This window comes from Polaribacter sp. L3A8 (genome assembly GCF_009796785.1).
GTDB lineage: Bacteria > Bacteroidota > Bacteroidia > Flavobacteriales > Flavobacteriaceae > Polaribacter.
In genome coordinates, this window is the sequence record NZ_CP047026.1 from 2,823,696 (window position 1) to 2,839,604 (window position 15,909).

The 15,909-nt window shown below is 32.1% G+C and carries 7 protein-coding genes and 1 pseudogene; 3 read left to right on the top strand and 5 right to left on the bottom strand.

Annotated features, from left to right (window positions below; genetic code table 11):
• Positions 1-31: 31 nt before the first annotated feature.
• The 4 genes from GQR92_RS11335 to GQR92_RS11350 all read right to left on the bottom strand — a co-directional run bounded on the left by GQR92_RS11335 (position 32) and on the right by GQR92_RS11350 (position 9,909).
• Positions 32-1,750: a RagB/SusD family nutrient uptake outer membrane protein gene (locus GQR92_RS11335; protein WP_158839605.1), complete on the bottom strand. Its 1,719-nt coding sequence runs from the start codon at positions 1,748-1,750 to the stop codon at positions 32-34.
• Between the two features lie 27 nt (positions 1,751-1,777).
• Positions 1,778-4,843 carry a SusC/RagA family TonB-linked outer membrane protein gene (locus tag GQR92_RS11340; protein WP_158839607.1) on the bottom strand — a complete coding sequence of 1,022 codons (3,066 nt, stop codon included), beginning with the start codon at positions 4,841-4,843 and terminating at the stop codon, positions 1,778-1,780.
• Positions 4,844-4,929: 86 nt separating this feature from the next.
• The gene (locus GQR92_RS11345) at positions 4,930-6,822 is read right to left on the bottom strand and encodes a RagB/SusD family nutrient uptake outer membrane protein (protein WP_158839609.1); all 1,893 of its coding nucleotides are present in this window, start codon (positions 6,820-6,822) and stop codon (positions 4,930-4,932) included.
• A 12-nt stretch (positions 6,823-6,834) separates the two neighbouring features.
• Positions 6,835-9,909 (bottom strand): SusC/RagA family TonB-linked outer membrane protein, encoded by a 3,075-nt coding sequence (locus tag GQR92_RS11350; protein ID WP_158839611.1) that lies wholly within the window; start codon positions 9,907-9,909, stop codon positions 6,835-6,837.
• An 859-nt stretch (positions 9,910-10,768) separates the two neighbouring features.
• Between GQR92_RS11350 and GQR92_RS17995 the strand changes: the two are divergent.
• From GQR92_RS17995 to GQR92_RS11360, 3 genes and pseudogenes are all read left to right on the top strand, one after another.
• A pseudogene (locus GQR92_RS17995) lies at positions 10,769-10,966 on the top strand (IS982 family transposase); the annotation flags it as partial.
• 625 nt (positions 10,967-11,591) lie between these two features.
• Positions 11,592-14,423 (top strand): M6 family metalloprotease domain-containing protein, encoded by a 2,832-nt coding sequence (locus GQR92_RS11355; RefSeq protein ID WP_158839613.1) that lies wholly within the window; start codon positions 11,592-11,594, stop codon positions 14,421-14,423.
• Positions 14,424-14,712: 289 nt separating this feature from the next.
• Positions 14,713-14,850: a hypothetical protein gene (locus GQR92_RS11360; protein WP_158839615.1), complete on the top strand. Its 138-nt coding sequence runs from the start codon at positions 14,713-14,715 to the stop codon at positions 14,848-14,850.
• A 40-nt stretch (positions 14,851-14,890) separates the two neighbouring features.
• Here the strand turns inward: GQR92_RS11360 and GQR92_RS11365 are convergent, their stop codons facing one another.
• Complete coding sequence (locus tag GQR92_RS11365; RefSeq protein WP_158839617.1) at positions 14,891-15,544, bottom strand: HAD family hydrolase; 654 nt, start codon at positions 15,542-15,544, stop codon at positions 14,891-14,893.
• Positions 15,545-15,909 lie beyond the last annotated feature (365 nt).

A 15,909-nucleotide genomic window follows, 5' to 3' on the forward strand; every position in this document is an offset into this window, starting at 1 on the left:
ATGTTTTTATTTATTTGAATGCAAAATTATCTTACCAACCATTATTTTGCTCCAATTCAGAAAACTTTACCGTTTCAGAATTTGGAATTGGCATATAAATGGCAAAAGATTGAAAATTTCTATTTTCTACAGAAGGTAACTCGTTGTAACTACTTCCATCAAAAAAGTACCCCTTTGCTGTTTCATTTAAAGACATTCCCCAACGTCTAAGGTCCCAGAATCTGTGCCCTTCAAAACTTAGTTCTAAACGTCTTTCATTTCTAATAAGTTCTCTCATAGCTTCTTTAGTATTAATAGATGCTAAGTAGTTATCTGGTTGCGCTATACCTGCTCTATCTCTAATTGCAGCGATAACATCACGAGCAGAAATACCTTTAATTGCATTATCTGGACCACCAACTTCATTCGCCGCTTCTGCCAAAATTAAAAATAATTCTGTATATCTAAAGTACACATTAGCATGTATTTTACCAGATGTAGTACCATCACTATTAAGTCTAACATCTGGGCGTAATAATTTTTTTAGATAATATCCAGTAGTTGTAGATAATTCAGCAATAGAATCTAATCTATCGATTCCTCCACCAAGACCTGAGTTAATGGTACCTCCACCAATAGAAGAACCATTAACAACAATGTATTTCTCTAATCTAGGGTCTCTATTAGCATAAGGATTTTGCGGATCATAACCATTAGCAACTGTAGCTGGAAAACCGTTTTGCATTGGAAAAGCATCTACCAGGTTTTGAGTTGGGTTAATCTCTCCTTTACCATTTACAGATGGAGGAAACATTCTTTCTTCATAAGTAGTACTATTACCACCAACAGACCCTCTCCATAAAGATTCTATGCCTTTAATATTGTTATCTGATGCATAAAATTCAATTCCATTTGCTGGTAAACCGGCAACACCTCCAATAGTATTTAAAACATCTGCGGCATTATCTGCTGCCATAGCATAGTACGCCTGATCATTTAAAAAAGATGGACTTGCAGCAAAAAGTGCTACACGTGCCTTTAATGCTTTTACAATTCTACCAGATATACGTAAATTAAATTGTGCTCCATTTACTCTTTTGTAAGAAGCAATATCTATACCACTATACTTAGCATCAATATCACCATCATTATTTGTATAATCTGTAGGCAATAAAACCAATGCATCGTCAAAGTCTTTCATAATAGCCTGAACTGTTGCTTCAAATGACAAACGAGGAGTATTAAAATTACCATCAGACTCAATAAATTCTGTAAAGTATGGTATACCTAATAATTCACCCGAAGTACCTATTCCGGCATGAGCTTGCAGTACATAAAAATGATGCAATGCTCTTAATGCTAAAGCTTCCCCTTTTAAGCGATCATTAAACAATTTGTTTACTACTTCATCATTACTCCATAGTATTTCTCCTGCATTTACAATTTGTAAAAATTGGTTCATCCAAAATACTTGTTCCAGATTATTCCAACGAGATGCTGGGTTATATTGACCACTTAACTCTCCAAGTGCCAATCTTTTATACCCATTAGTCAACTGATTATTTACAGCGTCATCTGTTGCCCCTTCAGAAAATGAATATTGACTTACTAAACCAGTATATCCATTTAATAATATTCCTTCAGCTCTTACCGGCACAGTGCTCACAAAATCAAAATCTAACCTGTTTTCATCAATAGGCTCAAAGGTCTCACAGCCAATTATGCTAGTAAAAACTAACACAACAAATATATTTTTTATTAAATTTCTCATTTTATTTATCTAATTTTTATAATTGAATTAAAATGACACTCTTAAACCTAGAGTATACGTTCTAACTAAAGGCGTAGTACCTATTCTTAATTGACGAATCTCTTTATTTTCAGCTATCTCAAGTAAATTAGTTCCAGAAACATTCATACTTAAATCTTGAATTCCTAAATTTTCACATAAATTATCATCAAAATCGTATGTTAACTGAGCACGATTGATTGTAAAGTAACTCGTATCATACAACCAAAACGTAGACGTTCTAAAGTTATTTTGATTGGTTTGCGTAGACAATCTTGGAAAAGTTGCTGTATTTGCAGTAGCAGGAGTCCAACGTCCTCTAACAACCTCAGAATACTTAACATTACCATTTACACCATAATAATCATTAAAACTACTGTTTAGCTTGTCTCCAGAGGCTCCTGTTTGTCCTGTACCTAATACAAACAAACTAAATGCTTTATAATTTAAGTTTAAGTTAATACCGTAAGACCAAGGGCTACTAGATTGTCCAATAGCAATTCTATCATCATTATCAATAATTTTATCATCGTTTTGATCTTTGTATTTAATATCTCCTGGTTGTACATCTCCAAAATTAGGCACTGGTGCACCTGACTTTAAAGTATACCCTCCATTTCCATCAATATCAAAATCAGCTTCTGTATAAAAACCTTGATCTACTAAACCAAACATAGAAGACAATTCTTTTCCTACTCTGTTTTGGTAATCGAACTCGTTAATTTCAGATCTTTTTAACGCTTCTGTTTGACTGTATAGTACATTAGCACCTAAACTTATTGAAAAATCGTTAAATGTTTTATTATAATTAAAACCTAATTCAAAACCAGTATATAAGTCTTTATTAAAATTATCATAAGGTCTAAAATCATTATAATAAGAAGGATAATTTGCATTTAAGAAAGATACTTGTTTGTCTAGTTCTGTTCTAAAATAATTAGCCTCTATCCAAAGTGAATTCATCAAATAAGTTTCAAAACCTAAATTTAAATCTATACGTTCTTCAAAAGTTAAGTTAGGGTTTGCACCCTGAGAGATATCTTGTCTCTTGTTAGTAACCCCATCTGCCCAATTAAAGGTACCTCCGTCTGAATAGTTTGAATCATACAAATAGTAAGGACTATCATTATTATTATTAGCACTTATACCTTGGTCTGACTTTATAATACCTGCAGAAGCCTTAATTTTTAAATAGTTTATAAAATCATTATCTTTTAAAAATGATTCTTCACTTAACACATACCCTAAACCAATTGTTGGTGATAAGCCACCTCTATTTCCTTCTGGTAATTTAATAGAATTAACATAAGCACCACTAAAATCTACAAATAACTTTTTCTTGAAATCATAAGACACTTGAAAACCTATATGTGTATCTACATCTGTTTGTATAACATCGTTTCTATTCTCTGAATTATAATACGCTAATAAGGTAGTATTTAAAGAATGATTCTCTGCAATCGTCTTCTTATAATTTACAAGTCCATAAAAACCAAATCTAGAAATAAATCCATTAGTACTAACAGTTTCTGTTAAATCTTTTACATCTTCACCAAAAATACGAGAACCATCAGTTACTAGATTTGCTGGATTTGAATTATCAATACCAAAATTAGCAATATTATTACCAGACCATTCAGGTGCATATGTTTTAAATTGATTATTTATAGATAAGTTATAAGAATCATAAAAATCAAAACTCAAATACGTTTTAGCTGATAACCCTTTTGTTATTTTGTCTAAATCAAAATTAATAGAGTTATTGAATTGTGTAGAACGAAACACTGTATTTCTATAACCTCCAGCAATTGCCAACGCAATAGGTGCATTTTCTTTAAATACTGGTGAAGTACCTAAGATCATACCGTTAAATTTACGTGCTGTCTGTAATTGACCTGCAACTGTAGGATCACTAGTATCTACTAAATTTACAGGTAAGAAAGGTGAGTATGCATTTGGCTTTAAAGTAGCTGCTTCACTTAACAAATCTGCTCTAGAAGACTTATTGGTACTTATAATTGCAATACCATCAAGACTACTTGTAATCCAATCATTAATTTTAAAATCTATATTACCTCTTACATTAAAACGATTGGTTCCAACATTAATATCTTCATTTATATCTACCCAAGAGCTATTACGATTCCATCCAACGTTTACATAATACTGATTCTTTTCATTTCCACCAGAAAACTCTGTAATTACATTTGTAAAAGTTGTAAGTGGCTCTATGAATTGAGTAGAATAAAGATCTACATCTGGATATTTAAATGGATTTACTCCACTTTTAGTATTATTTATATCCTCTGTGCTAAAAGGAACTCCTCCAACACCATTATCATTCTGCAATGCTTCATTATACAATTCCATATATTCTGCAGAACCTAAATAATTTGGTAAAGCTCTAGGTGTGCTAAATCCAGAACGTACATTTACATTAATTTCTTTTCTGTTAATTTTACCACGTTTTGTATTAATTACAATAACACCATTTCTAGCCTGACTACCGTATAATGCCACAGCATTAGCGTCTTTAAGTACGGTTATCTGCTCTACCTCTTCCATGTTTAAGATATTAGGATCACGCCCAATAACACCATCAATCACAAAAACAGCACTTCCTATTCCTCTCACATTATCAGAACCTCTAACACCTAACATCAATCCGTTAATATAATCTCTAACGTACTGTGTATTATCATAAGTTGACCGATCACTTGTGTTTATAGTTGAAACAGCCCCCACTAATTCACGACGATTTTTAGTGGCAACTCCCATTTTTATTTCGTCCTGTTTTGAAGCAAGAAAAGCTGATTTTTCTAACACAACATCTCCTTCCGACAAATCGGCAGCATTAATTATCTTAGATGTGTACCCCTTTTTTTCAAGAATAAGAGAAGCATCATCCAATAATTTAATTTCAAAAACTCCATTTTCAGTCGTAGAAGCTTTGCCTCCATTAGAACCAAAAACACTAACACTAGCTATTGGACTACCTTGTTCATCTACAACGGTTGCTTTTACTTTTAAACCTTTAGTTTGAGCATTTGTAACATTACAAAAGCAAAAGAACATCAGGCAGGTTAGTGCAAATACCCTATATAATTTTTTATTTTTCTTCATTTTTTTCTATCTATTTATTAAAACGAATTTGTTAAAGATTACCATCCTGGATTTTGAGGGAATCCCTCATAAATTTGCGTTTGTTTAGCCTCAAATGGTAACCAATAATGTTTAGGATACTCACAAACTCTCTCTACAAGAAGTCTTTCTGTAAATGATGAATGATCTTCTGGAAAATCTAAAGCTGTTTTTCTTTTATATCTTTCTAAGTGCGCCAATCCCCAACGTCTAATATCAACCCATCTATGTGCTTCAAAACATAACTCCACACTTCTATCTCTTCTAATCTCATCCATAAATTTATTATTATCTGCAACGATACTAGGATGTACGTTAGGAATAGTACCTGCTGTTCTATTACGAATAGCATTAATAGCTTCTTCTGCTGTTAAATTATAAGATCCAGGTGTTGTAGTTGCTCCTCTAGAAGCATGTAACGCTTCTGCATACATTAAATACACATCGGTAAGTCTCATATGCAAACGCATTCCTGTATATTGGTCAATGATTTGATTCCATTTACTATGATACTCTCCATCTATTTTTGGGTAAAATTTAGAAAACATATACCCAGTTGTAGATGGCTGGTTATCATCACCTTTACTTCTATGCTCACCAAAATTACCGGTAGTTTCGTACCAAAGTTTAGCGGTACCATGTTTGGTTTGATTACTTCCTGTTGCTTTTGGCGCCATAACATCACCATCTATAATAAGCCATTTATAAAAACGCGGATCACGATTTTCAAATGGTTTTGCAGGATTATAAGTAACAGGCCCATATTTTCCACTCAGATCATCTTCTATAGAAAGTCCATTAGCCATTCCAAAATTATAATTAATAAAATTATGTGTTGGACTCACTATTTCAGACCCACTAATTCCATGAAAATCTCTATCAACTCCGGCCGTCATAAATCTTTGAACTTGTCCCTTATTACCTCCAGTTGAAGCAAATATAAATTCAGTAGCACCTGGCCATGCATTAGGTGTTGGTGATTTCCAAAATACCTCCTCATAATTTTCCCAAGAAGATAGTTTGTAATAGCCTTGATCTTTTAATTTAAGTACCTCTGCAAAAGCATCAACAGCCATATCACATAATTCTGTATCATAATTATAAGTATTCATACTACCATTGTTACCATACATTAATGGGCTGGCAGCTAAAAGTAAGTTTTTACCTTGAAAAGAATAGGCAGCTCCTTTAGTTAGTCTTGCTTTGTTTTCTCCTAATGTTAGTTTACCATAAGGCATTTCATCCCAATTTGCAGGCAATAACTCTACTGCTTTTTTATAATCTTCATTTGCAGCTAAAGCAGATTCTTTATAAGAATCTGGTCGTTGTAAATTAAAATCACCCACTAACACTTTATCTATATAAGGAAAACGTCCATAAAATTTCATAATTTCATTATGAAAAAATGCTCTAAAAAAATAAGCTTGTCCTAATATAACATCTCTCTCGTCTTGAGTTGCATTTACCATTAAATCTATATTAGAAATAACAATATTAGCTTTACGAATACCTCTTAAACTAGCATCCCATAAACCAGGTCTTTTAGACTGATTAGAATTGTTTATATCTGCATTACTTGTTCCATAAGTTGCATTCTGCCAATTCCACAAATAAGTAAAACTACCCCTTGCTGCTCCATTTAAGTTTCCTAAATCAATTTGATAACTTGCTTTCCAAGTTCTATTACCATATGCGTCATCTCCATACAAGTAATCTTGAAAAGTATGTGCTTGTGTTCCATAATCTACAACCAATGTATACATTTCTTCTACAAAGCCTTGTGCATTTTTAAAGGTAGAGAAAACTTCTTCTTCATCTAAATCTGACTCAGGTGCTTTATCTAAGTAACTCTCGCAAGAAAACGACAACAGTAGTCCTAGGATAATTAATAATTTTATTTTATATTTTTTCATCACTTATTCTTTTTAAAAATTCATATTAAAACCAAAGTTAAATCTCTTAAGAGTAGGGTAATCTCCTCTAGAAATTGCATCACTTGAAGCATTGTACTCTCTATCATCAGGTAAGTCTGACCATAAAAACAAGTTATTCCCATTTGCAAAAAGAGTCAATTTCTTAAGCCCTAACCTTTCACACATCTTAGTTGGCACTTCATAAGATACAGAAACTGCCTTAAGCCTTGTTAATGAACCATCTAACCAATTATCTCTAGGGTTAGTAGCTCCAGGAGCACTCCATGTTGGTTGCGTATCTGTATTATTAGGTGTATTTACCGTCCAATAATCTAAATCCTGCTCAAAAATTAAAGCAGTTTGTTGTGTAAACGTGTTGTTGCCAAAACGTCTACTAGCATTTTGTGTTCCATACAACTGAGCGGAAACACTCCAACCTTTATACCTTGCACCTAAAGTAGCACTCCAGTTCCTTTGAGGACGCTCTGGATATCCAAAAGGAGTATTATCAAAATTAGCATCATAAATACCATCTCCGTCAAAATCAACAACATCATAATAACCAACTCTGGTTAGATTTTGACTATTATTTTGTGGTGTTGACATATAAACATCATCCCAACTGGTTAATATTCCGGCAGGAATAGCAGTTCTTTGTTGACCGATAGCAAATCCTGCATTACGCTGATAATCTCTACTAAATAAAGGGTCTTCTCTTGATATTACTAAATCTTTTGATTGTGTAAAATTGAAATTACCAAAAACATTTATTTGGTTTTCAAAAGTGTAATTAGCTCCAAGCACTACTTCGTAACCTCTTACTTCAACTTTACCTGTATTAAAATCTGGTGGTGATTGCCCAAATAAATCTGGTACACTTCTTTGATCACCTACAACAACTATATTATCACGATCTTCTGCAAAATAGTCTATTTCACCAGTTAACAAACCATTAAATATAGAGAATTCAGCTCCAATATTATATTTAACAGCTGTTTCCCATTGAAGATCTGGATTTCCAACACTCAACTCTCTATACCATGTGTAAGGAGATTTACCACTATAATAATTACTTGGTACTAGATATGCAGATTCTGTACCTCCATTTTCCCATTGACTTACATATTTAAATCTACCACTAGAGTTATCATCACCAACAACACCATAAGAACCTCTAAACTTCAATTTAGACAACCAATCTGTATCTTTCATAAAAGCTTCGTTAGTTGGTGTCCAACCTAAGGCTACAGAAGGGAAAAGATCGAAACGGTAACCTGGACCAAATTTTTCTGACCCATTGTAAGCACCATTTACATCTATAAAGTATCTAGAATCGTAATCATACGTTACCCTTCCTACCCAGTCTTCACGGAATCTTGGAAAAACACTACCTTTAGCGGACTCTTGTCTTCTAAATAAGAACAATCCTGTTATGTTATGCTTCTCAGCAATTGTGGTGTTATAATTAAAAGAAAAATCATACACCATTTGACGTTCTCTTTGACTATTTTCTACTTCTGAGGCATCTAACGTCCATGGATTACGAACATAATCAAAACCATTTATACCCGGTGGAATATCAAATTCTTCTACACCATTATTGTAAACTCTATAACCTACACCTCCATCATTTAAAGTCTGTAAACTCCTCATATTATTATCTAAAGAAAAACGTCCTTTAAAAGACAAACCTTTAACAATACCATCTAGTTTTTGCTTTAAAACAAAATCCGTATTTACCTGAAAGTTAGTATACTTATCATATCCACTATTTGTTAAACTTACAACAGGATTATTGAAAACAAAAGCAGGATTTACAGATTGACCATATAACCCATCTGGATATACAGGCGTATATAAGTTTGGTGCAATTTGGTAAATTCCATTTGTTATATTTCCTATTTTATTCGGAGACTCTCTAATACCCAAATAACCAGAAAGATTAACAGACAGCTCGGTACTTTTGGTAATATTAAAATCAATATTACTTCTATAATTAAACCTTCTGTATTTATACTCACCTAAAGACCCTCTCCCTGTATCATACTTACTACCATCAAAAATATCGTTTACAGTCTGGTAAGCTAAACTACCAAAATATTTAGCCGTTTTATTACCACCACGAACCGATAAGTTAATTCTAAAATCTTGTGCAAAATCTTTTAACAATTCATCTTCCCAATTTACATTAGGGTAAATAAAACTTTCTTCTAAACTTGAAGGGTTTCTATATTTATCTGCAATACCTAAAGGTGTATAGGCACCCCAAGACCCTGGACTAATTGCTAACTCCCTAAGAATAGAACTATTAGACTGTAATACCGCATCATAAGAATCTAATTTATTTGGTAATTGCGAAACCATTTTAATGGTAGAATTTACATTAAGTGATAACTGCGCCTTACCTGTTTTACCTCTCTTAGTAGTAAGTAATATTACACCATTTGCCCCTTCTACACCAAATACAGCAGTAGCAGACGCATCTTTTAAAACAGAAAGGTTCTCGATATCATTCATATCAATATCCGTCATTGACCTCTTAACCCCGTCTACAAGAACAAGAGGCGCTCCATCTCCATTCCAAGAACTTAACCCACGAATAAAAATCTTTAGATTAGATTCTCCCGGAACCCCACTACCTTGTATAGTGGTAACACCTGGTAAATTTCCCTGCAATGCTTCTTCTACGTTTGTAATACCAGCAGCTCTCTCCATTAAGTCGGCACCTTTTACCTGAGTAATAGCCCCCACTACACTTTCTTTCTTTTGAGTACCATAACCAACTACAACTATTTCATCTAAGTTCTCTACATCTTCCGATAACTTTGCATTTATAGTTGTTACACCATTTACAGGAACTTCTTTAGATTTAAATCCTAGATACGAAAACACTAACGTTTTGGTACCCGAAATCAATTTAATAGAATAGTTTCCATCAAAATCGGTTATTGTACCGTTAGATGTTCCTTTTTGCACCACACTTACACCCGGTAAAGACATGCCTGTTAAATCAGTTACAATACCCGAAATCTTTTCCTGTGCTTGTAAATTAACAGTTGTAAAACCCGTTAATAAGAAAAAAAGCACAAGCTTCAGACCCAGCAAAGGATTTCGTTTTTTTAAGGTTTGTTTCATGTTTAAGTTAATTTTTATTAAAAATTTATTGAATTGTTTTTTTTTGTGAAATTTAAATTAATTATTCACATCACTTAATATAAAACAAGATTACAAACAATAAAATATTTTGGTATCCTGTACTATACTGAAATATATATTATTTTAACCTATTTGTATTAAATATTAATTAATATCTTGTTTACATAAAAAAAGCTTTTCCTTTTATATTTACTTCAATATTTTAATCTTTTAAACATCTTGATAAATAATTATAAAAATGGACTCTTTTCTTACTCAAGACTTTCTAGTTCGAAACCAATTTGCAAAAAACAAATTAACCCTTTGTGCATTATCATTAAAAAACTACCCATCTTACTAAAAATCAATAAACTACATTAGATACAACATATTAATTACGAATAACTTAAATGCAAATTACGAAAGAATATTGGAAGTTTTAGGCGTAATAGACAAAATGGTTGATCTTTTTTCTGATAATTTCATCAGTTTATTTTAGTTCTTAAAACTCATTTATAAATTTTATTTTTCTTTCTATAGTTAATCCATTATGGTTCCTAAGTTTGTTTTTAGAATCAGAAAAAAACCATCAATCATATTGGTTGTATTTGGAGTATTTAATTCATAATTATCTTACCAAGTAATACCCCATATTTGTATTAAGGCTTGTATATGTACTTCTAAGCAACTTATAAGTATTTAAACAGTCACAAAATTTACATTTTTTTTATTCAAAACCTTTGATTTGCCTCAAAACTAATAAACAAATGGGTTAAGGAAGATTTCACCAACCATTTTGTCTATTACACCTAAAGATCAAATTAGTAATTGCCCTTTGATTGAAGATTGCGGTTATTTATCAGCAGAAATTTAGCTAAGCTTATTTGAAACCTGTAATATAAAATTGAATACTCCAATGAGAAACAATCAAAATAATTATAAAAAACAACCTTATATTTTTAGAAAAAAAAGAAAACGAATAGAAACCCTATTCTCACAACTCTGTAACTTCATAAACTTTAGAAGTGGTAACAAATACGACACCCAAAGTAAAAGGCTTAAAAAATATAGACTCTAAATTGTAAGGTAAATTAGCCGTAGAATATATGTTTTAAGAATTAGAAAACATACCCGAAAAATACATAAATATAGAGAAGGCAAACCAAAAAAAACAGGTTACGCTTTATTAATAAAAAGATATAATCAAAGAAAATTTTGCCTTTGTAAACGCAGACGACTTTTATAGAGTACAAACTTTTATTGCAATTGCAGAACAGCTAAGAAATACAGCTATACTTTAATACGAAAGCTTATTCTTTAAAAAGCAACGTACATCAATTACAATGGTTTAAAAATTAACCCCAAATTAAAGCACATATAACAAACTATATATCAATTAAATATAAAATGACAACCATATTAAAAAAATAATGTAATTTTACATTAACTAAATAATTTAGAGAATAAATAGATCAAAATATTTTTGGCAAACAAAACGAAAAAAAATATTTTGACCGAGATAAAACTAATCTTGGTGTAGTACAGCTTTTTATGCATCTAAATAACTAACTAACTTTATAATTATGAAAACAAAAATTTATCTATCGATTGTGTTGTGCCTTTGCTCAGCACTAATGTTTGCAACTTCTTATAACGGAGATCCGTATAAATTTAAACAACCCGACGGAACCTATGTAACCGTACATCTTTATGGTGATGCTTATTACATACGGGCTGAAAGCCCTGACGGTTACACTTTAATTAGAGATGAATCTACTGGCTGGATTAGTTATGCTAAGCTATCTGATAACAAAGGAAAATTGATTTCTACAGGTATCTATTTTAGAGAAAACCAAGCAAATCTAAAAAGTAAATTACAAAAATTTAACTTAAAAAAACACTTAGATATTTCTAGTAGCGCCAGAAAATCTATAGTCAATGCAAATACAAAAATACTGAATCCTTCTTTTAGTAATAACAATGATTCAGTATTACAAAAAAGTGCAAAAAGCGCTGTTAATGGCACCATAAAGGGTCTTGCGATTGTTGTAGATTTTAGCGATTCAACAGCCCCTATAACCATGAACTCTATTAGAGATTTTTTCAATAAATCTGGCTATACTGGCTATGGAAATAATGGATCGGTTAAAGATTTTTTTTCTGATATATCTGGTGGTGCTTTGGTTTATGAAAATGTAGTTTATGGCTATTATCGTGCACCTAAAACTTTTGCAAGTTATGATGCAATGCCTTATGCTAAAGGAGCCCAAGAAATTCTTAACCAATCTCTAAATTGGATTAATAACCAAGGTTTTGATTTTAACACCTTAACTATAAAAAATGGTCGTATTCAGGCTATAAATTTAATGTATACAGGAACTCCTGCTGCATGGGCTAAAGGTATGTGGTATCACAAATCTACATATACTGGTTTTAGTGCAGATGGCGTATCAAGTGGAGATTACAACACAAGCCCTGTTAATACTGATTTATCATTAGGTACCGTTTGTCATGAAAATGGACACATGTTAGCAGGTTGGCCTGACACTTACACCTATGATAATAGCCCAAATGGTATAGGCGCTTTTGATTTAATGTGTTCTTATGGAAACAGGAAAAATCCATCAACACCTAATCCATATTTTTTAAATTTAGCAGGTTGGGGTACTACAATTAATATAAATTCTGCAAACCAAACATTTACTGAAAATTCTAATTCATTACGATCGTATAAATATACCAACCCTTCAAATTCAAAAGAGTTTTATTTAATAGAACCTAGAAGAAAAACAGGAAGAAGTACTTCTTTACCAGATGAAGGTATTACTATTTGGCACATTAACGAAAATGGTAATAATCAAAGAGCCGATAAACAAGTTGCCTTAGAGCATGCTAATAATAATATAAACGTTCATAATGCTGCGTGTTGGCACAATGGAGGCTCTACAACCTTTAATGATAACACAGCACCAAGTGCAAAATGGTATAACGGTTCCAATAGCGCTCTTAAGGTGAGTAACGTTGGAAACGTAGGTAATTCAATGAGTTTTACCATAGGAAATGGAGGAACTACAGGAGGTGGAGAAGCAGCTATTTCAAGCCCTACCCCAGGAAGTACGCTAAGTGCTGCTTCTATTAATTTTAAATGGAATAGACCTTCTGGTGCTAGTAATTTCGACTTATTAGTGGGTACTACTGGAGCAGGATCAACTAATATCCGTTCTAGTTCTACTTTTAACACCACCAACCTAACAGTTAACGGTTTACCTACCAACGGTAGTACAATTTATGTTAGATTATGGACTTTAAATGGTTCTTGGTCTTATAAAGATTACACCTACAAGACAACTACAGCAACTGCTGGAGAAGCAGCTATTTCAAGCCCTACTCCAGGTAGTACGCTAAGTGCTGCTTCTATTAATTTTAAATGGAATAGACCTTCTGGTGCTAATAACTTCGACTTATTAGTGGGTACTACTGGAGCGGGATCATCAAACATTCGTTCTAGCTCAACTTTTAACACCACCAACCTAACAGTTAACGGTTTACCTACCAACGGTAGTACAATTTATGTTAGATTATGGACTTTAAATGGTTCTTGGTCTTATAAAGATTATACCTACAAGGCAACTACAGCAACTGCTGTAGAAGCAGCTATTTCAAGCCCTACTCCAGGAAGTACGCTAAGCGCTGCTTCTATTAATTTTAAATGGAACAGACCTTCTGGTGCTAGTAATTTCGACTTATTAGTGGGTACTACTGGAGCGGGATCAACTAATATCCGTTCTAGTTCAACTTTTAATGGCACTAATAAAACAGTTAATGGTTTACCTACCAACGGTAGTACAATTTATGTTAGGTTATGGACTTTAAATGGTTCTTGGTCTTATAAAGATTATACGTACAAGGCAACTACAGCAACTATATCTAATGGAAGTGCCAATATAACAAGTCCGTCGCCAGGAAGCAGACTAAATTCATCTTCTATTAACTTTAGATGGAATAGACCTTCTGGTGCTACTTATTTTGATATTTTAGTAGGTACTACAGGAGCAGGATCAACTAATATCCGTTCAAGTTCAACTTTTAACAGCACTAATAAAACAGTTAGCGGCATACCTACCAATGGTAGTATTATATATGTTAGATTATGGACATTAAACGGGTCTTGGAAATATAATGATTATACATATAACGTAAATGGAGCACCTCTTAATTTGGAAGATAATTTAGACGAAAACATATCAATTTACCCTAATCCTACTGATAATAAATTCACTATTAATCTTGGTCAATATAAAAACTCAAGTGTTTCAATATTTAGTATTGATGGCAGATTAATTTATAAGGAATTACAAAAAGGTAACACAATGGAAGTAGATGCAATTTCTTTTAATACTGGAATATATTTAGTTCGTATATCAAACAATAAAGAAACAATAACTAAGAAATTAATAATTAAGTAAATTTATTAAAAATAAACTTACTGTATTTTAATAAGGCTGTTTACGTATTTAGTAAACAGCCTTATTTATGTACAATATATACGTTTTATCTAGAACAGTTTTTTTTATCAAGAAAAACTATTTTAGAACTTTTTACACACGGATATCTTAAAATCTAATCTCTAAACTTTTGATAAAAAAATTAAAAAAGTATCTAACAAAATAATAACACCACAGTAATTATTACTACAAGTTTTATGGTTCATTTTCGGATTTTGTTACTTGAATTAACGAAGCCTAAATTCGGTTTATGAAAACCATTAACAAACTTACAGCCAAAATAATTCCAGCAGCTACAAGTGGTTATTGGATTTTAATTACGAGTTATGCTACGGTACTGTTTTTTACTACACAGAATATCAAGTTAAAAATTGGACAAAAAAAATAAAGAGTTAGCAGTACCAGCAAGTAACCTACACTTTTTACTTTTAAGAAGTAACAATTTTCATTAAATCTAAAGGATGCTCTAACACGTGCTTAGCTCCCGCATTAATCAAACTTTCTTTATCTCTAAAACCCCAAGATACTCCAACAGGAAGCATATTTGCATTTTTAGCTACTAAAATATCTACATCTGTATCGCCAACAAAAATAGTTTCTTCTGGTTTTACCTGCATTGCATCACAGGTTTCCAAAGCTACCTTCGGATTTGGTTTTTTATCAACCTCTACTTTCAACCCTAAAACAGGGCTCAAAAATTCTGGTAATAAAAACGCAGCTATTTTTTTTGTTAGCGTATCTTCTTTATTAGAAAGTACACTTACTTTAATATTTTTAGCATTTAATTCTTCTAATAATTCTAATATGCCTTCGTAAGGCTCTGTTTTAACAGTGCAAACTTCACTATACACCTGCATCATATCATTAAGACACGCTTCTACTTCTTTATCTTTAGGGTTTGCATCTGGCAGCGCCTTCACCACCAAACTCCTTACGCCACTTCCTACAAAAGTTTTATAGGTTTCATAATTGTAGGTAGGATATTGGCGTTTTTCAAGAACAACATTCATGGCATCTGCAATATCTTTTATAGAATTTACAAGTGTACCATCCAAGTCAAAAATAACCGCTTTATACTTCATTCTTTTTTTTGATAAAATTACTAATAATAGCTGATTAAGAGTTGAAAATAATAAAGATTTTCTGCTCTAATTTAAAGTAATTTATCATTAATCTATACTAAAAAGACTTAAGTCCGCTACTCTAAAAGATATAAGAAACAAGACTTTCTCAACTAGCTTCTTTTAAGTGTTTTGTATATTAAAAGATCGTTTTTTTTAAAATATTCGTAATTCAAATCTTCACGTAATAATTTCTATCTAACCAAATTGAGTTAAATAAAGCTAACTTAAAAACGTGATGTTTTTAGTAGACACTAGAAATATTATATAAAAGAAAAATCCCTCAAAAAGAGGGATTTAAAACAGTACTAGCTATAATCCTTAAC

What these genes read in the sequence shown, in the direction of transcription:
- GQR92_RS11335 (WP_158839605.1), bottom strand. Translation starts at nt 1,750, where the DNA reads ATGAGAAATTTAATAAAAAATATATTTGTTGTGTTAGTTTTTACTAGC.
- GQR92_RS11340 (WP_158839607.1), bottom strand. Translation starts at nt 4,843, where the DNA reads ATGTTCTTTTGCTTTTGTAATGTTACAAATGCTCAAACTAAAGGTTTA.
- GQR92_RS11345 (WP_158839609.1), bottom strand. Translation starts at nt 6,822, where the DNA reads ATGAAAAAATATAAAATAAAATTATTAATTATCCTAGGACTACTGTTG.
- GQR92_RS11355 (WP_158839613.1), top strand. Translation starts at nt 11,592, where the DNA reads ATGTTTGCAACTTCTTATAACGGAGATCCGTATAAATTTAAACAACCC.
- GQR92_RS11360 (WP_158839615.1), top strand. Translation starts at nt 14,713, where the DNA reads ATGAAAACCATTAACAAACTTACAGCCAAAATAATTCCAGCAGCTACA.
- GQR92_RS11365 (WP_158839617.1), bottom strand. Translation starts at nt 15,544, where the DNA reads ATGAAGTATAAAGCGGTTATTTTTGACTTGGATGGTACACTTGTAAAT.